Here is a 20800-nt window from a genome sequence, read left to right as displayed (position 1 = left end):
CGTGAAGGATGCCTTCGGCGCCCCGCAGTCCCTGCTCGTCCTCGGCGGCACCTCCGAGATCGCCCTGGCCACCGCCCGCCGGCTGATCGCCCTGCGCACCCGCCGGGTCTGGCTGGCCGGGCGCCCCTCGCCGGCCCTGGAGTCGGCCGCCGCCGAGCTGCGGGGCCGGGGCGCGGACGTGCGGACCGTCGATTTCGACGCGCTGGACTCCGCCTCCCACGAGGTGGCCCTCGGAAAGGTCTTCGCGGAGGGCGACATCGACGTGGTGCTGATGGCGTTCGGGGTCCTCGGCGATCAGGCGCGGGACGAGGAGGAGCCGATGGCGGCGGTCCGCGTCGCCCAGACCAACTACACGGGGGCGGTCTCCGCCGGGCTGGTGTGCGCCGGCGCACTCCAGGCGCAGGGACACGGGTCGCTGGTGGTGCTGTCCTCGGTGGCCGGGGAGCGCGCCCGGCGCGCGGACTTCATCTACGGCTCCAGCAAGGCGGGGCTCGACGCGTTCGCCCAGGGGCTCGGGGACGCCCTCCAGGGGACCGGGGTGCAGGTGCTGGTCGTCCGGCCGGGCTTCGTCCGGACGCGGCACACGGCGGGGCGGCCGGAGCAGCCGTTCGCTACGGGCCCGGAGGAGGTCGCGGAGGCGGTCGTCACGGGGCTGCGGCGGCGCTCGGAGACCGTGTGGGTGCCCGGCTCGCTGCGGGTGGTGATGGCCGCGCTGCGGCACGTCCCGCGCCCGCTCTTCCGCCGGCTGCCGGTCTGAGCCGCCGGTCCGGCCCGCTGCCCCGCGCCACCGGCCCGAGCAGCCCGCCGACGCGGGCCGCCGGGCACGGTCCGGGCCGCCGGGCACGGTCCGGGCTCCGGGCTCCGGGCTCCGGGCTCCGGGAAAGAGTCCTGCCGGCCGCTCAGGGCCGCAGCGACGGGGCCGAGGACGGTGCCTCGATCGTGCAGCCGCCCTGGGCGGGTACGGCGGGCGCTCCGCCGCCTCCGCCGAACGGGAAGTCGCGGAGCTTGCGCCAGACGGCGTCCGGGCCCTGCTCGTACAGCGCGAAGGAACCGCAGGTCCAGGCCGCCTCGTAGTCGGCGAGCTCCTCGTAGGCGCGGTCCATGGCCTCCTCGGAGATGCCGTGGGCCACGGTGACGTGCGGGTGGTACGGGAACTGGAGCTCGCGCACCAGCGGCCCCGACGCGTCCCGCACCCGCTTCTGGAGCCAGGAGCAGGCCGAGGCCCCCGCGACGACCTGGACGAAGACGACCGGCGACAGCGGGCGGAAGGTGCCGGTGCCGGAGAGCCGCATCGGGAACGGGCGGCCGGCCGTGGCGATCGTGTCGAGGTGCGCCTCGATCGCCGGCAGGTCCGCCGCGTCCGCCTCCGTCGGCGGGAGCAGGGTGACGTGGGTGGGAATGCCGTAGGCGGCAGGGTCCCCGAAGCTCGCGCGGCGTTCCTGGAGCAGGCTGCCGTAGGGCTCCGGGACCGCGATCGAAACGCCGAGCGTTACGGTCCCCACGTCGTTCTCCTCCATCGTCGACGGTCGCTTTTCGGTCATGCCGTGCGGGCCGGGCGTCCGGCCCGCACGTTCCGCCGCAAGTGTGTCCCCTGCGGCCGTGATCTCGCCAGGGTCCTTGGACTCAGTGCTTGGCGGGCAGGAAGCCCATCCGGTCGTACGTCTGTGCCAGCGTCTCGGCGGCGACGGCCCTGGCCTTCTCCGCTCCCTTGGCCAGGATCGAGTCCAGCGTCTCCGGATCGTCCAGATATTCCTGGGTGCGGGCCCGGAAGGGAGTGACGAATTCCACCATGGCCTCGGCCACGTCGGTCTTCAGCGCGCCGTAGCCCTTGCCCTCGTACCTGCGTTCCAGGTCCTCGACCGGGCTGCCCGAGAGGGTGGAGAGGATGGTGAGCAGGTTGGAGACGCCCGGCTTCTTCTCGGCGTCGAACCGGATCACCGTGTCGGTGTCGGTGACCGCGCTCTTCACCTTCTTGGCGGTGACCTTCGGGTCGTCGAGGAGGTTGATGAGGCCCTTCGGCGTGGAGGCCGACTTGCTCATCTTCACCGCCGGGTCCTGGAGGTCGAAGATCTTCGCCGTCTCCTTGAGGATGTACGGCGCGGGGACGGTGAACGTCTGTCCGTACCGTCCGTTGAAACGGTCGGCGAGGTCGCGGGTCAGTTCGATGTGCTGGCGCTGGTCCTCGCCCACCGGGACCTGGTTCGCCTGGTAGAGCAGGATGTCCGCGACCTGGAGCACCGGGTAGGTGAAGAGGCCGACGGTGGCCCGGTCGGCGCCCTGCTTGGCGGACTTGTCCTTGAACTGCGTCATGCGCGACGCCTCGCCGAAGCCGGTGAGGCAGTTCATCACCCAGCCGAGCTGCGCGTGCTCGGGCACGTGGCTCTGGACGAAGAGCGTGCAGCGGTCCGGGTCCAGCCCGGCCGCGAGCAGCTGCGCCACGGCGAGCCGGGTGTTGGCCCGCAGCTCGGCGGGGTCCTGCGGGACCGTGATCGCGTGCAGGTCCACGACCATGTAGAAGGCGTCGTGGCTCTCCTGCAGCGCCACCCACTGGCGCACCGCGCCCAGGTAGTTGCCGAGGTGGAACGAGCCCGCGGTGGGCTGGATGCCGGAGAGCACGCGCGGGCGGACGGCCGCACCGGTGCGGCCCGGCTGCGGCTGGTCGGTGGGGAGGTCGGAGGCCATGGCCCCATTGTCTCAGGTGCGGGGGCGATCTCCGGCAGCCGGTGCGGGCGGAGCGGGCGCGCAGGCGCGGGAGCCCGGAGCACGGGAGCGCACGCCTGAGACGAACCGCACATTCCGTCCGCCCGCGTACGACGGCGGGCGCGCCGCGCCGGAGAGGTTTCCGGGCGCGTGATTCGACCGACGATAGACAGTGGGCACCACCCCGGCCCCCCGCCGCACGACGAACGGAGATCCCGTGTCGACCACGGAAACCGCCATCGCCTCCGCCGAGGCCCACAGTGCGCACAACTACCACCCGCTGCCGGTCGTCGTGGCCTCCGCCGAGGGCGCCTGGATGACCGACGTCGAGGGCCGCCGCTACCTCGACATGCTCGCCGGATACTCCGCGCTCAATTTCGGCCACGGCAACCGCCGTCTCATCGACGCGGCCAAGGCCCAGCTGGACCGCGTCACGCTGACGTCCCGCGCCTTCTTCCACGACCGGTTCGCCGACTTCTGCACGGAGCTGGCGGCGCTGTGCGGCATGGAGACGGTGCTGCCGATGAACACCGGGGCGGAGGCCGTGGAGACCGCGGTGAAGACCGCCCGCAAGTGGGGCTACCGGGTCAAGGGCGTACCGGACGGCATGGCCAAGATCATCGTGGCCTCGGACAACTTCCACGGCCGTACGACGACGATCGTCAGCTTCTCCACCGATCCGGAGGCGCGGGCCGACTTCGGTCCGTACACGCCCGGCTTCGAGATCGTGCCGTACGGGGATCTCACCGCGATGCGGGAGGCGATGACCGAGAACACCGTCGCGGTGCTGATCGAGCCGATCCAGGGCGAGGCGGGGGTGCTGGTGCCGCCGGCCGGCTATCTGCCCGGCGTGCGGGAGCTGACCCGCGAGCGGAACGTGCTGTTCATCGCGGACGAGATCCAGTCGGGTCTGGGGCGGACCGGGAAGACGTTCGCGCTGGACCACGAGGGCGTGGTGCCGGACATGTACGTGCTCGGCAAGGCGCTCGGCGGCGGGGTGGTGCCCGTCTCCGCCGTGGTCTCGTCGGCGGACGTGCTCGGCGTGTTCCGGCCCGGCGAGCACGGTTCGACGTTCGGGGGGAACCCGCTGGCCTGCGCGGTGGCGCTGGAGGTGATCGCGATGCTGCGGACCGGGGAGTACCAGGCGCACGCCGCCGAGCTGGGCGACCATCTGCACCGGGAGCTGGGCCTGTTGACGGGTGGCGGCGCGGTGGAGGCGGTGCGCGGCCGGGGGCTGTGGGCGGGGGTGGACATCGCTCCCGCGCTGGGAACGGGCCGGGAGATCTCGGAGAAGCTGATGGGGCGGGGCGTGCTGGTGAAGGACACCCACGGCTCGACGATCCGGATCGCGCCGCCGCTGGTGATCTCCAAGGAGGACCTGGACTGGGGCCTGGACCGGCTCCGGGCGGTGCTGGGGGCCTGACCCCGGTCACGGGTACGGGGCCCGCCGTCGCCGGTTCCCGTACCCGTATCCGTATCCGAGCGATTCCCCGTGCCTCAGAGGATGACGTGGGGCAGGAAGCGGGCGTACTCGTCCGTGACCGGGCCGGCCGACTCCCGGATGCCGAGGCCGGCCGCCTCGTTCTCGACGACCCACGCGCCGAGTACCACCCGGTTGCCGTCCACGTCGGGCAACGGGGCCAACTCCTGGTAGCAGCACGGCTCGTCGCGCAGGACGGGCGGGGAGCCGGGTCCGTGCAGATCGACCCCGGCGCCCTCCCGGCCGAGCAGCGGCTTGGACACGTACCCCGCTCCGTCCGGTCCGGCCAGCTCGCGCGGGCCGTCGAGGTAGGCGGGCAGCAGGTTCGGGTGGTCCGGATACAGCTCCCACAGGACCGCCAGCAGCGCCTTGTTGGAGAGGAGCATCTTCCAGGCGGGCTCGATCCAGCAGGTGGTGCCGGAACCGCCGCCGTTGTCCAGGGTGTCCAGCACCTGCGGTCCGAAGCGGTCCGTGGCCAGCCACTCCCAGGGGTAGAGCTTGAAGCAGCTGCGGATGAACCGCAGCCGGTCGTCGACGAACCGGCCCGAGAGCCGGTCCCAGCCGATCTCCTCGACGGAGAGCGCGTGCGTCTCCAGACCGGCCTGGTCGGCGGTCTCGCGCAGGTACGCGACCGTCATCAGGTCCTCGCCGAGCTCGTCGCCGTCGGAGTGGACGAAGTGCAGCGGGCCGGGCGGCAGCAGGGGCGCCTGCCGCTTCCAGGCGTCGACCAGCCGCTCGTGCAGGGAGTTCCACTGGTCGGCGCCGGGGAACCGGTCCTCCATCCAGAACCACTGCGCGCTCGCCGCCTCCACGAGCGAGGTCGGGGTGTCGGCGTTGTACTCCAGCATCTTCGCCGGGCCGCTCCCGTCGTACCGCAGATCGAACCGCCCGTACACGGAGGGCAGTTCGGCGCGGCGGCGCCAGGACTCGGTGATCAGGGCGGCCAGGCGCGGGTCGGTGATGCCGAGGTCGGCGAAGCGGTCCCGCTCGACAATGTGCGCTGCGGCGGCCAGGCACATCGTGTGCAGTTCCTCGACGACCTCCTCCAGCGCCTCGACCTCGGGCAGCGAGAAGACGTAGTAGGCGCTCTCGTCCCAGTACGGGCGCAGTGAATCGTCCGGGTAGCGGGTGAGCGGGTAGACGACCCCCTGCGACTCGACGGTCTCCTGCCAGCCGGGGCGCGGCTCGATCGTGCGGCGCTCCATCTCCCTCAGCCCCCGCCGGACTTGGAGCAGCCGAAGCCGCCGCGGTCCACCGCGGACTTGTCGAAGCTGCCGCCCTGCACCTTGCCGTCGCCGCCCTTGTTGCCGCCGTAGTAGTACGAACCGCTGCCGCCGCTGCGGCATGCGGAGCTGGGCAGGGTCTTCTGGGTGGTGCGGTCGGCGCAGCGCCTGTCCGGCTCCGAGCCGCAGGACGTGATCGTCAGGGCGAGCAGCCCCATGCCGCCGAGCACGACGGTGCTCGACCTCAGCCTTCGTCCGGCCATGTTCGGTTCTCCCCCGTGGTACGTGGTACATGGTTCGGGCCCGGCGCTCCTGGCTCGACCGGACCGGTTGTCAGACTAGTTCGACGTACGACCGGCTCGAAACCCGCGTTCTGGTGGGAGACCTACGGCAGCACCCGGCACAGGGCGTCCAGCGCGCCCGCCCAGGCGCTCTCCGACGGTGAGCCGTAGCCGATCACCAGGGCGTCGCGGCCCGCCGGGGCGTCCGGGTGGCGGTAGCGGGCGAGCCCCTCCAGCGCCAGGCCCTGGAAGGCCGCCGCCTGGATCACCGAACGCTCGGAGCCCGCCGGGAGTTCGAGGACCGCGTGGAGTCCGGCCGCGATCCCGCCGACCCGTACGCCCGGCGCGCGGTCGGCGAGCGCCGCGACGAGCTGGTCGCGCCGGCGGCGGTAGCGCAGCCGCATGGACCGCACATGGCGGTCGTACGCCCCCGAGGCGATGAACTCCGCGAGGGTGAGCTGGTCGGGGGTGCCGGTCGTCCGGTCGGCCGCGCCCTTCGCCGCCACCACCTCCGCCACCAGGCTCCGGGGCAGCACCATCCAGCCGAGCCGCAGCCCCGGCGCCAGCGACTTGCTGGCGGTGCCGAGGTGGACGACGCGTTCCGGATCGAGGCCCTGGAGCGCCCCCACCGGCTGCCGGTCGTACCGGAACTCGCCGTCGTAGTCGTCCTCCAGGATCAGCCCGCCGGTGGCCCGCGCCCAGTCGACGGCGTCGGCCCGCCGGTCCGGGTGCAGCGGTACGCCGGTGGGGAACTGGTGCGCCGGGGTGAGCAGGACCGCCCCGGCGCCGCGCAGGGCGCCCAGCTCGCCGGTCCGGGAGCCGTGCTCGTCCAGCGGCAGGCACGGGATGCGCAGACCGGCGTCGGTGAGCAGCTTCGTATGGAGGTCGAGGCCGTACGACTCGACGGCGACCTCCCGGACCCGGCGCGCGCGCAGCACCCGGCCCAGCAGCGCCAGCCCGTGCGCGAAGCCGGCGCAGACCACGATGCGCTCCGGGTCGGCGTACACCCCGCGCGCCCGCGCCAGGTACTCGGCCAGCACGGTGCGCAGTTCCACGCGGCCCTGCGGGTCACCGTAGCCGAAGGCGTCGTCGGGGGCGGCGGTGAGCGCCTTGCGGGCGGCCCGGAACCAGGCGGTGCGGGGGAAGCCGGACAGGTCGGGGGTGCCGGGCTTCAGGTCGTACCAGGCCCCGGACCGTACCGGCCGGGCGGGGACCGCCGCCGGGTCCGTGCGGCGCGGCGCGGACCGCGGGGCGACCCGGGTCCCCGAGCCCTGGCGGGCGGTGAGCCAGCCCTCGGCGACCAGTTCGGCGTAGGCGTCGGCCACCGTGTTGCGGGCGACTCCCAGGTCGGCGGCGAGCACGCGGGAGGACGGCAGCCGGGTGCCGGGGGCCAGGCGGCCGGTGCGCACCGCTTCCCGCAGCGCCTCCATCAGCCCGCTGCGCAGCCCCCGGCCGACCGGTTCCAGATGCAGGTCCGCGCCGAAAGTGGCCCAGGAATCCGTCATGCCGATGGACCATACCGGGGGGCCATCGAGGCCGTAGCGTCGTCCTCATGACCTCATCGCACACCCACCACCGCACCCCGGCCGACCTCGCCCCCGAGGAGCCGCAGCGGATCTCCGTCTCCCAGCTCCTCCCCGACGTCTACAAGGCGATGGTCCGGCTGGACATCGCCGCCCGCCAGGGGCTCGACCCCGTCCTGGTGGAGCTGGTGAAGATCCGGGCCTCGCAGCTCAACCAGTGCGCGTTCTGCCTGGACATGCACAGCAAGGACGCGCTCGCGGCGGGTGAGTCCGCCGAGCGGATCATCCAGCTCAGCGCCTGGCGGGAGTCGCGGCACTTCTACACCGGGAAGGAGCTGGCGGCGCTCGCGCTCACCGAGGCGGTCACCGTCCTCACGGACGGCTTCGTCCCGGACGAGGTGTACGCGGAGGCCGCCGAGCACTTCGAGGAGACCGAGCTGGCCCAGCTGATCGCGGCGATCACCGTGATCAACGCCTGGAACCGCTTCGGCGTCACCGGCCGGCTGACGCCGGGCCACTACACGCCGGGCGACTTCACGAGCTGACGGCTCCCGCGCCTGTCCGGCGTGGCCCTGCGGCCCGGCTCTGCGGAAGGAGCCGGGTCCGAAAGAGCGCGGGTCAGGCGGGGGAAGGGGCCGTCGTCCCGGTCTCCCGGCGCTGCTCCTCGTCGTTCCCGCGCACTCCGCCGCCCCCGGCCATCGTTCGGCCTCCCGGCAGGGCGGCCGGTGCCTCGGCCACCGCGACGCCGGACGCCGGGCTCCCGGTGAGGGCCCCGGCGGCGGCCAGGGCCCGCCGAGCAGGGCCGGCCGGCCCTGCTCGGCGGCTCCCGCCGTCTCGATCTCGTCCGCCACCGAGACCGGTTCCGCGTCGAGTATCTCCGTGGTGTCGGAGGCGGTGGACCGGGCGAGATCGGCGCGCAGTTCCCTTACGGCGCGCAGCAGTTCGGCCCAGGTCCGGGCGGCGGGGGCGGTGTGCTGGTGCTGGGTGACGGTGTTGTGGTCGCCTACGGGGAAGGCGCTGCCGGTCACCGAGCCGATGTGCGCGGTGCGCGGCGGGAACGGAGACGCCCCCGGCGGCGGATGCTGCCGGGGGCGCTCGGGGTGCCGCGTGCGCGGGTGCCGTGGCGATGACGGCTACGGCTCGGACGCGGCGGCCGGCCGGATGAGGCGGTGGATCAGATGAGGCCGAGTTCGCGGACCGCGTCGCGCTCCTCGGTGAGCTCCTTGGCCGAGGCGTCGATGCGCGCACGGGAGAACTCGTTGATGTCCAGGCCCTGGACGATCTCGTACGTACCGTTCTTCGTGGTGACCGGGAAGGAGGAGATGATGCCCTCCGGGACGCCGTAGGAGCCGTCCGACGGGATGCCCATCGAGGTCCAGTCGCCGGCGGCGGTGCCGTTGACCCAGGTGTGGACGTGGTCGATGGCGGCGTTGGCGGCGGAGGCGGCCGAGGACGCGCCACGGGCCTCGATGATCGCGGCGCCGCGCTTGGCGACGGTCGGGATGAAGGTGTCGGCCAGCCACGCCTCGTCGTCGATCAGCTCGGCCGCGTTCTTGCCGGCGATCTCCGCGTGGAAGATGTCCGGGTACTGGGTGGCCGAGTGGTTGCCCCAGATCGTCAGCTTCTTGATGTCGGAGACGGCGGCGCCGGTCTTGGCGGCCAGCTGCGAGATCGCGCGGTTGTGGTCCAGGCGGGTCATCGCGGTGAAGCGCTCGGCCGGTACGTCCGGGGCGGCGGCCTGCGCGATGAGCGCGTTGGTGTTGGCCGGGTTGCCGACGACGAGGACCTTGATGTCGTCCGCGGCGTTGTCGTTGATGGCCTTGCCCTGCGGCTTGAAGATGCCGCCGTTGGCGGCGAGCAGGTCGCCGCGCTCCATGCCCTTGGTGCGCGGGCGGGCGCCGACGAGGAGGGCGACGTTCGCACCGGCGAAGCCGACGTTCGGGTCGTCGGTGATCTCGATGCCCTTGAGCAGCGGGAAGGCGCAGTCGTCGAGCTCCATCGCGGTGCCCTCGGCGGCCTTGACGCCCTGCGGGATCTCCAGGAGGCGCAGGTTGACCGGCACGTCCGGGCCGAGCAGGTGGCCGGAGGCGATGCGGAAGAGCAGCGCGTAGCCGATCTGGCCGGCTGCGCCGGTCACGGTGACATTCACGGGAGTGCGGGTCATGGCGGTCTCCGTTTAGACAGCTGGCGGTGGGGGTCCCGGCCCCTGGTGCCGGACCCTGGTGCTGGACTCCCTCCGCGCCCCGACGAATCTTGACGTGAAGAGATATCCGGCGGCCAGGCTATCGGACCGGGGCGCACCGGGCCGCCCGCCCCCCTGTGGCACCGCGCACAACCGGTCACGCACCGCACGCGCTGTAGGCCCGGCGCACCTCGTTACGCGCCGCACGCGCCGTTCGCGCCGGGCACTCCGTCACGCGCCGCTCACGCGGGTACGCACCGCACATCCCGTACGGCGGTACGGGCCGCGCCCCGTACCGAGGCCGTGGGCCGCGCGCCCCGTGGCTACGGGACCGCGTGGCGCCGCACGGACGAACGTCGGCGTGCCCGACCCCGCCCCGGCGGGTCACCGTCCCGGATCGGTGCAGCCCTCCGTGCCGGAGGTGAGCGTCGCGCACGCCTTCGCGTCGGACGGCTTCTTCACCGCGATCATCGGCGTGTACGCGTCCGTGTCCCCCATGACCTCACCGTCCTGCGCGCCCTTGCCCGCGGTGATCTGCACGGTGTCACCGATCGCCGCCTCGGTGAGCCGGGCCCAGGCGGCGGAGCACACCTTGCTGTAGCGGACCTCGATCTTGCCGCCGCCGACCACGGCGGTGGCCACCGTGCGGGCGAACTCGCCGCCGCAGCCCATCTTTTCCGGGTCCTGCCCGGCGCAGTCCGCGCCGCTGCACTCGACGCCCACGGGCCGCTCGGGGGCGGCCGCGCTGGGGGTCTTCGACGGGGGCGGGGTGGCCTTGGCCGCGTCGTCGCCGCCCGGCGCGAGCAGGACCGCGCCGACCACGACGATCAGGGCGCCGACCGCGCCGACGACCAGCATGGGGCCCTTGCGGCGGGCACCGCCCGCGGCCTTCCGGCCCCTCCGGGAGGACGCCTCCGGCCTCGCTCGGCGGGCTCCCCGCTCGCCGCCGCGCTGCTGAGGCACGGACGGCGGGCGCGCCGGGTCGTGGCCGCCGTGGGCGTCGGGCGCGGGGAAGCCGTAGGCGTCGGCCCCGCGGCCGTCCGGCCGGTGGGCCGCGTCAGCGGGGTGGCCGACTGCGGAGGACCGGCCGGTCCGGCCGGAGCGGCCGCCCGTGGGAGCACCGGGAGCGGTCGTGCCGTGGTGGTCGAGCGCGGCCCGGGCCTGCGAGATCCGGATGGTCTCCATCGTCATGTCGTGACGCATCTCGGCCCGGCTCCAGGCCCGCTCCGCCAGCTCCCACATGGTCATGAGGTGGTGCTGCGGGGCGTCCGTCACCTCGGCGAGGGCCACGACGGCCCCGCGCGGGGCGAGCAGCCGCCCGTTGAGGTACCGCTCCCAGGACGTCTTGCTGTAACCGGTGCTGTCGGCCACCGCGTTGATGTTGAGCCCGCTGCGGTCGACGAGCCGGCGCAGCTGGCTGGTGAACTCCCTGATCTGCGGATCGAGCTCTTCGGGCAGAGCCTTCCAACGAGGCATGGTCTTTTCCCTTCCCCCCTCGTGTCCCCCCGGACGTGCTTGCTGTACCCCGCCGCGGCCGGCCTCCGCCCGCGCGGCCCCGGTCCGTCCGCTGCCCGGTTGTCCGGGACCGGCGGCGGACCACCCACGAGGATGCGCCGAACCAGGGTGTCAGTTCCTGACGAGGGGGCGCACAGAAGCATGCGGGAAGGGGAGCGTATCGCCACGCGCCGCGAACCCCGCGCCGGTCACCACCCGGTCACCGCTCCGCCGCTCGGTGCCGCTCCGTGCGCCGTGTCGGTGCGCCGTGCCAGTCTGCCATCGTTGCGCAACGATCACACCGTGCCGGAATGGTCACTTCCGTGCCACAGGCCACAGGGAGCGCTTGCTCCGGCCTTTCATGTCCATGACGCTGGAATCGGGACGGGGCACGGCAGCCCGTCCCGGCGTGTACCGGGGCTTCTTCCCCGGTCGCCCCGTTTCCGTCGTGGTGCCCGTCCCTCCTCGGGGGTAGGGACGGGCACCACGATCGACGCCTCGGGGCGGCCCGGCGGTGTGACGGCACCGCCTAGCGGATCGTGAAGCGGACCACGTCCTCCACGATCGGGACGTCCAGCCACGGGCCGGGCTGTGCGACCAGCGCGAGCAGCACGATCGCCGTGCCCATCAGCCCGTACGTGACCAGGTCGGTGAAGCGGGAACGCACCGCCAGCATCCCGACCGAGGGCACCGTCCAGCGCAGCACGGCGCCGGTGATCAGCGCGCAGCCGATGAGGACGGTCCCCACGCGGAACGCCTCCGCGAACGGGTCCAGCGCCACGATCAGCAGGCCCAGCCCCGCCGCGCCGAGCACGGTGAGCAGCGGCCACTGCCGGGCCGGGGCGGGCGCGTCGCCGGGCGCGGCCCGGCCGCCGCCCTCGGGCCGGGCGGTGTCCCGCGTGAACCGGGGGAACCGCCGAGACCGGGGCCGGGGGCCCGCGGCCGCCTCCTCGGCGGACCCGGCCGCGTCCTGCCCGTCCTGCCGGCCCGGCTCGTCCTGCCCGCCCGGTCCGTCCGCCGCCCGGCCCGCCGGGGCGGGGTCGGCCGGACTCGTACCAGCACCCATGGGGTCCCCCTCCGTGATCCGGCCGTCAGCCCGCGGCGGCGGTGTCGACGGCGTCGGCGGCGGCGCGCTCGGCCGCCTCGACCACGTTGACCAGCAGCTGGGCGCGCGTCATCGGGCCGACGCCGCCGGGGTTCGGGGCGACCCAGGCGGCCACCTCGCGGACCCCCGGATGCACGTCCCCGACGATCTTGCCGTTCTCGTCCCGGCTGACGCCGACGTCGAGGACGGCCGCGCCCGGCTTCACGTCCTCCGGCTTGATCAGGTGCTGGACCCCGGCGGCGGCGACGATGATGTCGGCCTGCCGAAGATGGGCGGAGAGGTCCCGCGTGCCGGTGTGGCACTGGGTGACCGTGGCGTTCTCCGTCCTACGGGTCAGCAGCAGCGGGATCGACCGGCCGATGGTGACACCGCGTCCGACGACCACGACGTGCGCCCCGTCGATCTCCACGCCGTGCGCGCGCAGCAGCTGGACGACGCCCTGCGGGGTGCAGGGCAGCGGGCCGGTCTCGTTGAGGACGAGACGGCCGAGGCTCATCGGGTGCAGTCCGTCGGCGTCCTTCGCCGGGTCCATCAGCTCCAGGATCCGGTTGGTGTCGATGCCCTTGGGCAGCGGCAGCTGGACGATGTAACCGGTGCACTCGGGGTTGGCGTTCAGCTCCCGGACGACGTCCTCGATCTCCTCCTGGGTGGCGGTGTCGGGGAGTTCGCGCTGGATGGAGCCGATGCCGACCTCGGCGCAGTCGCGGTGCTTGCCGTTGACGTACCACCGGCTGCCCGGGTCGTCCCCGACGAGCAGGGTTCCGAGGCCGGGGGTGATCCCCCGGGCCTTGAGGGCCGCCACACGGACGGTCAGATCGGACTTGATCGCGGCAGCGGTGGCCTTGCCATCGAGAATCTGGGCAGTCATGGCCCCCATCCTCGCGGATGACCCCGCCCGCGTACCAATTGCCGGTGCCGCCCCGTACCGGACGTTGCACTTGCACAACGTCCGGGGCCCTGGACTGGACAAACATATGTTCCGCTTATAACGATGAGGGTCGCGGTTGTACGGGGGGCGGGCCGCCGATCGATGTCCTTCCTCCGTGTGGCCATCTCGTCCCCACACGTCTGTTGAAGGAACACCCCTTATGAGCTTCGGCGACCCGAACAACCCGTACGGGCAGCAGCCCGGCCAGCCGCCCCAGGGCCCGCCGCAGGGACAGCCCGGTTACGGCTACCCCCAGCAGGCTCCGCAGGGTGTCCCGCCGCAGGGCTACGGCTATCCGCAGCAGCAGCCCGGTTACCCGCAGCAGCCGGGCCAGCCGTACGGCGGCGGCTACCCGCAGCAGCCCGGCTACGGCGGCGGCATGCCGGAGCTGGCGCACTGGGGCCTGCGCGCGGGCGGGCTCATCATCGACGGGCTCATCGTCTCCGTCCCGTACCTCGCCTTCGCCGGCATCGGCGCCGCCCTGGGCGACTCGGCCGGTGCCACGCTCGCCCTGCTCGGCTTCCTGGCGATGATCGGTCTCACCATCTGGCAGCTGTACCAGGAGGGCACCACCGGCCAGACGATCGGCAAGAAGGCCGTGGGCATCCGCCTGCTGCGCGAGGCCGACGGCCGTCCGCTCGGCTTCGGCATGGCCTTCGTGCGCCGCCTGGCCCACTTCCTGGACAGCATCGCCTGCTACATCGGCTGGCTGTGGCCGCTGTGGGACCAGAAGAAGCAGACGTTCGCGGACAAGGTCTGCTCGTCGGTCGTCGTCAAGGCCAACTGACGCTCCGCAGCACCGCACCGTACGAAGGCCGCGCCCGTTCACCGGGGGCGGCCTTCGCGCGTACGGGCCGCAGGCCGCGGTCAGTCGCTCCGTACGCCCGGAATCTCCGCCGGCTCCGGCGTCGTCCGCTCCATCACCACGAAGCTGCCGCCCCGGTGCTTGAGCCGGTAACGCGCCTCGGGGTGCAGTTGTTCGGCGTACGCCACCGGGTCCTGGATCGGGCGGGACCAGCCGAAGTCCAGGTTGATGGCGACGATGTCGGGCGCCGTGCCGGGGGCTCCGCCGATCCAGTAGACGGTGCGGTCGGAGGTGAGGTGGGCCATCAGCGTGATGTCCGTCTCGACCCGCGCTCCGACCGGGACGGCGTCGAGCGCCGCCCGCGCCGCCCGGCTGCGGACGTCGTCGGTGCGGTAGGTCTCCGGGCGCAGCAGGTCGCGCAGCGGCAGGTGCTGGGTCATCGCGACGGCGATCGCGGCCGCGACGGGCACGGCGACCTTCGCGTACGAGGCGAGCCAGGGCCGCTGCGAGTCGCGGCTGCGGCGGACGCCGTCGGCCAGCGCGAGGAAGAGCACCGGCATGAGGATCGCGCTGTAGTGCCAGACCATGCCCCAGTGGTTGCTGTCCTGGGAGAGCAGCCGCCAGCCGAGGGTGGGGACGATCAGCAGCGTCAGCGGGGAACGCAGTGCCATGAACGCGGTGATGCCGAGCAGGAAGACCAGCATCTCGACCTTGACGGAGGAGTTGAGGACGCCGAGGACGGAGTCCAGCATCGAGACGTCCTGCTCGCCGTTCTTGTCGATCTTCTGCCAGTAGTCGTAACGGCCGGCGCTGCTGGCGGCCGGGATGAGGACCGTGAGCGTGACGACGAAGGCGGTGACCCCGAACACGGCGAGCAACGCGCCCTGGAGGCGGCGGCCGTGCACGAAGAGCAGGAAGCCGACGACGGCGACGGTCGCGCCGAGGTCCTCCTTCACCAGGACCAGCGGGAGCGACCAGAGCAGGGCGGCCGTGTACCGCTCCAGGAGCAGGGCCCGGCAGACGAGGGCGAGCAGCGGCACGGCGAAGGCGATCTCGTGGAAGTCGGCCTTGACCGCTTCCTGGATGCCCCAGGAGAGCCCGTACGCGACGGTGACGCAGAGGCCGGAGCGCCCGCCGAGGAGCTGCTGGGCGGTGCGGCCGACGACGGCCGCGCCGAGCGCGAAGAGCGCGGCCTGGGCGAGGAGCAGGGCCGCGGCGGACGGCCAGATCCAGTACAGCGGGGCCAGCAGCGCCACGATCGGGGAGAAGTGGTCGCCGAGGATCAGATAGCCGGGGCCCTTGATGTCGACGACCGGGGCGTCGAACGCGGCGTACGCCCGCACCTCCTGCTCGAAGATCCCGAGATCCCAGGAGGGCGAGCCGAAGCGGGCCCACTGGAAGTACGCGTAGAGGAAGTAGAGCGTGCAGAGGATCGCGGCGGCGACGAGGTACGGACGCCACGAAACGTGCTCGGGGGCGGTCTCCGCCGTGCTCGGCGCGTCGCCCGCCGGGCGGCTGTCCGGCCCCGGCCCCTGGGCGGGCAGGCGGCCCGGCTCCGACCGGTCCGTTCCACTCTTGTTCAGCTCAAGCACGGTGACTGCCCCCGCTAGGGATTGCTACGGCCGTGTCATTAGAACAGAGCGGGGGGCGGGCCCCGTACGACGGAGACGGCGGCGGCCGCACCCCGCTGCGGGGTGCGGCCGCCGGGCGGCGCCGGAGCGATCAGTGGAAGAAGTGGCGGGTGCCCGTGAAGTACATGGTCACCCCGGCCTTCCGCGCGGCCTCGACGACCAGCTCGTCGCGGACGGAGCCGCCGGGCTGGACGACGGCCCTGACGCCGGCGGCCGTGAGGATCTCCAGGCCGTCCGGGAACGGGAAGAACGCGTCGGAGGCGGCGTACGAGCCGGCGGCCCGCTCCTCGCCCGCCCGCTCGACGGCGAGCTTCGCGGAGTCGACCCGGTTGACCTGACCCATGCCGACGCCGACCGACGCGCCGTCCTTGGCGAGGAGGATCGCGTTGGACTTGACCGCGCGGCACGCCTTCCAGGCGAAGGCCAGCTCGCGCAGCTGGTCCTCGGGGAGCGCGTCGCCGGTGGCGAGCGTCCAGTTCGCCGGGTCGTCGCCCTCGGCCTGGAGTCGGTCGGCGGCCTGGAGCAGCGCGCCGCCGTCGATCGGCTTGACCTCGAACGCCGCGGCCGGGGCGTCGGGGGCGCGCAGGACGCGGATGTTCTTCTTGCGGGCCAGCACCTCGACCGCGCCGTCCTCGTAGGCCGGGGCGACGATGACCTCGGTGAAGATCTCCGCGACCTGTTCGGCCAGTTCGACGGTCACCGGGCGGTTGACGGCGATGACTCCGCCGAACGCGGAGAGCGGGTCGCAGGCGTGGGCCTTGCGGTGGGCCTCCGCGACGTCGGCGCCGACCGCGATGCCGCACGGGTTGGCGTGCTTGATGATCGCCACGCACGGTTCGGCGTGGTCGTAGGCAGCGCGGCGGGCGGCGTCGGTGTCCGTGTAGTTGTTGTAGGACATCTCCTTGCCGTGCAGCTGCTCGGCCTCCGCGAGGCCGCCGTCGCCGGAGGTGTAGAGCGCGGCGGGCTGGTGCGGGTTCTCGCCGTAGCGCAGGACGTTCTTGCGGGCGAAGGTGTCGCCCAGGAACTCCGGGAGGCCCGAGTCGTCGGCGGCCGCGTAGTCGTCGGCGAACCAGGAGGCGACGGCCACGTCGTAGGCGGCGGTGTGCTGGAACGCCTCGGCGGCGAGCCGCTTGCGGGCGGTGAGGTCGAAGCCGCCGGCCTTGACCGCGGCCAGGACGTCCGCGTACCGCTCGGGGCTGGTGACGACGGCGACGGAGGGGTGGTTCTTGGCGGCGGCGCGGACCATCGAGGGGCCGCCGATGTCGATCTGCTCGACGCACTCGTCGTCGGAGGCGCCCGAGGCGACGGTCGCCTTGAAGGGGTAGAGGTTCACCACGACCAGGTCGAAGGGCTCGACGCCCAGTTCGGCCAGCTGGTCGCGGTGGGCGTCCAGCCGCAGGTCGGCGAGGATGCCGGCGTGGACGCGGGGGTGCAGCGTCTTGACCCGGCCGTCCAGGCACTCCGGGAAGCCGGTCAGCTCCTCGACCTTGGTGACCGGGACGCCGGCGGCGGCGATCCTCCCGGCGGTGGAGCCGGTGGAGACGAGTTCGACGCCCGCCTCGTGCAGACCGCGGGCGAGGTCTTCGAGCCCCGTCTTGTCGTAGACGCTGACCAGGGCGCGGCGGATGGGCTTATTCACCGACATGACCGAGATGAACCTTTCGTCCCTCAATGCGATGGCCGTCACGGGCGATCCGCCCCACGGCCTCGACGAGCAGCGAGCGCTCGACTTCCTTGATGCGTTCATGGAGGGCGGCTTCGCCCTCCGGGGTGTCCTCCTCGGTCACCTCGACCACGCCCTGCGCGATGATCGGACCGGTGTCGACGCCGTCGTCGACGAAGTGGACGGTGCAGCCCGTGACCTTGACGCCGTACGCGAGCGCGTCGCGCACCCCGTGGGCGCCGGGGAAGCTGGGCAGCAGGGCGGGGTGGGTGTTGACGGTCCGCCCGCCGAAGGCGGCGAGGAACGCCGGGCCCACGATCTTCATGAACCCCGCGGAGACCACGAGATCCGGCCGGTGCTCGGCGACCAGCGCGGTGAGCGCCTGGTCCCACGCGGCACGCGACGCGTGGTCCTTGACCTTGCACACGAAGGTGGGGATTCCGGCCCGTTCGGCGCGCTCCACACCGCCGGTCCCGTCCCGGTCCGCGCCGACCGCGACGATCCGCGCCCCGTACGCCGGGTCGTCGCCGATGGCGTCCAGGAGCGCCTGGAGGTTCGTACCGGAGCCGGAGACCAGCACGACCAGGCGGGCAGGAGGGGCGGAGGGGGGCGGGGAGGCCACGTCGGGGCCCTTTCTCACGTGATGACCGCGCGCTGACGCAGGTGGCGGGGGTACGGGGACGCTCTTTGTAGGGTCGTACGAGAGAATCGCTTCGCCCGATACGGGGAACCCTACGAACGGGCCGACCGCCAGCAACGATACCGGCACACCCGACAGCCCCCACGGGACGGGGGCGTGACCGGGAGGTAGCGTCAGGGGACAGCGAACCGTCCAGCGGGCGGACGAACCGTTCCGCATCCGGACGAACCGTCCGGCGGGCGCACATGACGAGATGGGGAAGACGTTCACCACATGCCGGACCGACGCCGTCGCACCGCCTTCCGCCTTCCCCGGCCCGAGCGGCCCGCTCCGCTGATGCGGGAGCGCTCTTCCTCCTCGCCGGACTCTTCCTCCTCGCCGGACTCCTCCTCTCCGGGCTCGTCCGGCCCGTCCTCCGGCGAGGGCCCGCAGAACGCGCGGGGCCCGCAGGACCCGCAGAGTCCGCAGAGTCCGCAGGAGGACAACCCGTTCGCACCGCCGCCCGCCGGCCGGCCCGACCAGCCGTGGCAGCCGCGCCGCCCCTACGCGTCGAGCGGCGCGGACGGCGCGGGCGGGAGCGAGGACTCCGCGGGGAACGGCTCCGGCGGCCACGGCTCCTCGGCAGGCAGTCCGTGGGGCAGCCGGTGGAGCGACAAGCAGCCCGGCCGGGGCAGCGGCGGCTTCGGCGGACGCCCCGGAGGGAACGGCTCCGGCGGACCCGGCGGCAAGGGCGGGAACGACCGCGGCGGTCCGGGCGCACTGCGCTGGGACCCCAAGGACCCCGCGCAGCGACGCGCCCGCTACGCGGTGCTCGGCGGCATGTGGGCCTTCTTCTTCGCCCTCTTCGACTTCCCGGAGATCGCCCTCCTGCTCGGCGCGCTGGCGACGTACTGGGCGATCAGCGCGCTGCGCACCCCGCTGAGGAACGCCTCCGGGGGAGGTGGCACGGGCACGGCCGACTCCGCTTCCGCCGCCGGAAGCGCGAGCGGGGACGGTACGGGGGCGGCGGGCGGCTCCGGTGCCGGCTCCGCGCCCGCCGGGCAGTCCGCCGAGCCGCGGGGCGTCGCCGCCAGGCAGCAGACCACGGCGGCCGTCAGCGGCCTGGTCACCGCTCTGCTGGCGCTCCTCATCGTGGCGACGACGTTCACCGTGCAGCTCGTCTACAGCGACTACTACACCTGCGTGAACGACGCCCTGACCAAGTCCGGCGCGGTGGCCTGCAACGATCAGTTGCCGAAGCCGCTGGAGCCGTTCTTCGGCGTCAAGGAGTAGTCCCCGCCCCGCCCTCCCCCGCCCCGCCGTCGTCCGCCTCCCCGGCGGGACGGTCCGTGGGCGCAGCGGAACGGTGGGCGGGCCCGTCGACGGGGCGGTCCGCGGAACGTCCCGCAAGGCGGGCCGCCGGCCCGTCCGGGGCGGGAGCGGCGGGGAAGTCGGCCATCAGCCCGCCGGACCCCCGCTTCAGAGAGGCCCACCGGGTCTCCCGCGCGTCCTCCTCGTGCCACGGGTCGGTCGGCAGGAAGTCGTACGGCTCGAAGCCCGCGCCGCCCTGCCGCGCCGCTGTTCCGGACGGCCCGCCGGAGCCCGCCTCGGGGGGCCTGCCGGGGGCCGGCACCGAGGAGGCGGCCGGACGCGCCGGACCGCCCGGCCCGGCCTCGGCGGAGCCGCCCTTCGCCCTGCCCCGCCCGCGCCACGGCGTCCACCGGCGGCGCGAACGCCCGACGCCTCCCGCCCCCTCCCCCGCCGCCGCACCCGCGAACCCGGTCGCGTCCTCACCCTCGACCCCGTGCGGGTCCCGCCGGTGCGCGGCCTCATCCCCGGCCGCCGGGGCCACCGGCGCTTCCGGTACGTCCCTGCGCCAGGCCCAGCCCGGAGTACGCAGCCGCCACAGGCGCAGCAGCAGAGCCGCCGGTACGCCGATGACGGCCGTCCAGGCGAGGGCCGCCGGCCCGGTCAGCCACCACACCGGGCCGAAAGCGCTCAGCTCCCCCGTGCCGAGCGGCCCCCCGGCCAACGCCGTGAGCAGCGCCGTTCCCGCGCCGCACCCGAGCGCGGCGAGCAGGGTCACGCGCGCCGTCTCGCGCGGTCCCCACGCCTGTGCGCGGGGCGCGTCCACCGGCGCGGCCCTGCGTACGGTGAACCAGGCGACCGCCAGCGCGGCCATCACCGGGACCGCGGCGGCCACCCAGTTCGGCCAGCCCCCCGGCCCCGGCTCCGGCACGGCCGCCAGCAGGGGGAAGCGGGGGGCCGCCGGGGTGCCGCCGAAACCGAGCGGTGTCGCAGTGGCTCCCGTACCGACCGCGAACCCGGGCCCGAGCCCGTACGCCGCTCCCCAGAGCGCGGCGTTCGGCACGAGCGCGGCGGCCAGCAGGAGGACGGCGAACCGCCCCGACCAGTCGCCCGCGAGCCCGAGGAACGCGTCCTGGGCCGCCGCCGCGTTCCGCCCGAGCGCCACGGCGACCAGCAGTGCCCCGCCACCGAGCAGCACCGCCAGGCCCACCGCCGCCGACCGGCACGCCGCCTCGGCCCGGTCCCGGAACAGCGTCCGTGCGGCGGCTTCCTGGAGGGCCAGGGGCGACCAGGACGGCAGAGGCCCGAGCGGCCGTCCGGCCGCCGTCCACACACCGGCCGCCGCCGCACCGGCCACCACCAGCACCACCGGGAACACCAGCGTGTCCGGGTCCGCGCGCAGCGCTCCGCCGCGCGCGTAGGCCGCCGCGCCCGCGACGACCAGCAGGTATCCGGCGGTCACCGCGCCGAACGCGCCCGCGCGCGACAGTCTGGACCGCCCCTCCTCCGGCTCCGCCGCATCGCGCGCCGCGCGGTGCGCCAGCCAGACCGGCCCCACCACGAGCAGCAGCGGCACCACGCCCACGGGGGCCGGAACGCCGCTCAGGGTGTCGGGGCGCACGACTCCGGCACCGTGCGCGAGCAGCCAGACCCCGGCGGCCACGCGCCATGCCCCGCCCGGTCCGCTGTCCGGGTGGGGGGAGCTGATCCAGACCACCGTGACCAGGACCGCCAGCGCCCCGAGGCCGAGTCCGGCGGCGACGGCTCCCCGTACCAGGGCGGAGGCCAGGGCCAGGGTGCGGTTCCGATCGGCCGTCACCAGCGGGCCGCGCTGCGTCATGTGGGTCACGCGGCCCAT

Annotated in this window: 18 protein-coding genes; 5 read left to right on the top strand and 13 right to left on the bottom strand. The window is 73.8% G+C overall.

Annotated elements, in window-relative coordinates:
• Window position 1: 1 nt before the first annotated feature.
• Window positions 2-757: a decaprenylphospho-beta-D-erythro-pentofuranosid-2-ulose 2-reductase gene (locus tag QFZ71_RS19030; RefSeq protein ID WP_307669382.1), complete on the top strand. Its 756-nt coding sequence runs from the start codon at window positions 2-4 to the stop codon at window positions 755-757.
• 142 nt (window positions 758-899) lie between these two features.
• Here the strand turns inward: QFZ71_RS19030 and QFZ71_RS19025 are convergent, their stop codons facing one another.
• Together QFZ71_RS19025 and trpS are read right to left on the bottom strand one after the other, a co-directional pair.
• The gene (locus tag QFZ71_RS19025) at window positions 900-1502 is read right to left on the bottom strand and encodes a 2'-5' RNA ligase family protein (RefSeq protein ID WP_307669381.1); all 603 of its coding nucleotides are present in this window, start codon (window positions 1500-1502) and stop codon (window positions 900-902) included.
• 121 nt (window positions 1503-1623) lie between these two features.
• Window positions 1624-2682, bottom strand: coding sequence for a tryptophan--tRNA ligase (trpS, locus tag QFZ71_RS19020; protein WP_307669380.1), 1059 nt, complete (start codon window positions 2680-2682; stop codon window positions 1624-1626).
• 235 nt (window positions 2683-2917) lie between these two features.
• On the opposite strand from trpS, the gene rocD reads away from it, so the two are divergent.
• The gene (gene rocD / locus QFZ71_RS19015; RefSeq protein ID WP_307669379.1) at window positions 2918-4123 is read left to right on the top strand and encodes an ornithine--oxo-acid transaminase; all 1206 of its coding nucleotides are present in this window, start codon (window positions 2918-2920) and stop codon (window positions 4121-4123) included.
• A 74-nt stretch (window positions 4124-4197) separates the two neighbouring features.
• On the opposite strand, the gene QFZ71_RS19010 is transcribed toward rocD, so the two are convergent.
• From QFZ71_RS19010 to QFZ71_RS19000, 3 genes are all read right to left on the bottom strand, one after another.
• Window positions 4198-5385 (bottom strand): glutathionylspermidine synthase family protein, encoded by a 1188-nt coding sequence (locus QFZ71_RS19010; RefSeq protein ID WP_307669378.1) that lies wholly within the window; start codon window positions 5383-5385, stop codon window positions 4198-4200.
• Window positions 5386-5390: 5 nt separating this feature from the next.
• Window positions 5391-5666, bottom strand: coding sequence for a hypothetical protein (locus QFZ71_RS19005; RefSeq protein WP_307669377.1), 276 nt, complete (start codon window positions 5664-5666; stop codon window positions 5391-5393).
• A 122-nt stretch (window positions 5667-5788) separates the two neighbouring features.
• The gene (locus QFZ71_RS19000; RefSeq protein ID WP_307669376.1) at window positions 5789-7189 is read right to left on the bottom strand and encodes a PLP-dependent aminotransferase family protein; all 1401 of its coding nucleotides are present in this window, start codon (window positions 7187-7189) and stop codon (window positions 5789-5791) included.
• Between the two features lie 47 nt (window positions 7190-7236).
• Here QFZ71_RS19000 and QFZ71_RS18995 point away from each other — a divergent pair, with 47 nt between their 5' ends.
• Complete coding sequence (locus QFZ71_RS18995; protein WP_307669375.1) at window positions 7237-7752, top strand: carboxymuconolactone decarboxylase family protein; 516 nt, start codon at window positions 7237-7239, stop codon at window positions 7750-7752.
• A gap of 629 nt (window positions 7753-8381) precedes the next feature.
• On the opposite strand, the gene QFZ71_RS18990 is transcribed toward QFZ71_RS18995, so the two are convergent.
• From QFZ71_RS18990 to QFZ71_RS18975, 4 genes are all read right to left on the bottom strand, one after another.
• Window positions 8382-9371, bottom strand: a complete 990-nt coding sequence (locus QFZ71_RS18990) for a malate dehydrogenase (protein WP_307669374.1) — start codon at window positions 9369-9371, stop codon at window positions 8382-8384.
• A gap of 402 nt (window positions 9372-9773) precedes the next feature.
• On the bottom strand, window positions 9774-10865 hold the full coding sequence (locus QFZ71_RS18985) for an XRE family transcriptional regulator (protein WP_307669373.1): 1092 nt from the start codon (window positions 10863-10865) through the stop codon (window positions 9774-9776).
• 547 nt (window positions 10866-11412) lie between these two features.
• Window positions 11413-11949 carry a DUF3017 domain-containing protein gene (locus tag QFZ71_RS18980; RefSeq protein WP_307669372.1) on the bottom strand — a complete coding sequence of 179 codons (537 nt, stop codon included), beginning with the start codon at window positions 11947-11949 and terminating at the stop codon, window positions 11413-11415.
• Window positions 11950-11974: 25 nt separating this feature from the next.
• A complete protein-coding gene (locus tag QFZ71_RS18975; protein ID WP_307669371.1) occupies window positions 11975-12856 on the bottom strand; it encodes a bifunctional methylenetetrahydrofolate dehydrogenase/methenyltetrahydrofolate cyclohydrolase in 882 nt (293 codons plus the stop codon).
• Between the two features lie 220 nt (window positions 12857-13076).
• On the opposite strand from QFZ71_RS18975, the gene QFZ71_RS18970 reads away from it, so the two are divergent.
• Entirely contained in the window at window positions 13077-13703 is a 627-nt protein-coding gene (locus QFZ71_RS18970; protein WP_307669370.1) for an RDD family protein, read from the top strand.
• Between the two features lie 80 nt (window positions 13704-13783).
• On the opposite strand, the gene QFZ71_RS18965 is transcribed toward QFZ71_RS18970, so the two are convergent.
• The 3 genes from QFZ71_RS18965 to purN all read right to left on the bottom strand — a co-directional run bounded on the left by QFZ71_RS18965 (window position 13784) and on the right by purN (window position 17637).
• Complete coding sequence (locus QFZ71_RS18965; protein WP_307669369.1) at window positions 13784-15313, bottom strand: DUF2079 domain-containing protein; 1530 nt, start codon at window positions 15311-15313, stop codon at window positions 13784-13786.
• Window positions 15314-15443: 130 nt separating this feature from the next.
• Window positions 15444-16997 (bottom strand): bifunctional phosphoribosylaminoimidazolecarboxamide formyltransferase/IMP cyclohydrolase, encoded by a 1554-nt coding sequence (gene purH / locus QFZ71_RS18960; RefSeq protein WP_307669368.1) that lies wholly within the window; start codon window positions 16995-16997, stop codon window positions 15444-15446.
• A complete protein-coding gene (purN, locus tag QFZ71_RS18955) occupies window positions 16984-17637 on the bottom strand; it encodes a phosphoribosylglycinamide formyltransferase (protein WP_307669367.1) in 654 nt (217 codons plus the stop codon). Before purN ends, purH begins: the two co-directional genes overlap by 14 nt.
• Window positions 17638-17928: 291 nt before the next feature.
• On the opposite strand from purN, the gene QFZ71_RS18950 reads away from it, so the two are divergent.
• A complete protein-coding gene (locus QFZ71_RS18950) occupies window positions 17929-18927 on the top strand; it encodes a hypothetical protein (RefSeq protein ID WP_307669366.1) in 999 nt (332 codons plus the stop codon).
• Here QFZ71_RS18950 and QFZ71_RS18945 read toward each other — a convergent pair.
• The gene (locus QFZ71_RS18945; RefSeq protein WP_307671511.1) at window positions 18917-20782 is read right to left on the bottom strand and encodes a DUF6350 family protein; all 1866 of its coding nucleotides are present in this window, start codon (window positions 20780-20782) and stop codon (window positions 18917-18919) included. The genes QFZ71_RS18950 and QFZ71_RS18945 overlap by 11 nt on opposite strands.
• Between the last annotated feature and the right edge of the window lie 18 nt (window positions 20783-20800).

Source organism: Streptomyces sp. V2I9, from assembly GCF_030817475.1.
In the GTDB taxonomy this organism is placed as follows: domain Bacteria; phylum Actinomycetota; class Actinomycetes; order Streptomycetales; family Streptomycetaceae; genus Streptomyces.
The sequence above is the reverse complement of the archived record's forward strand: the minus strand, read 5'-3'. Positions and strand labels throughout refer to the sequence as shown.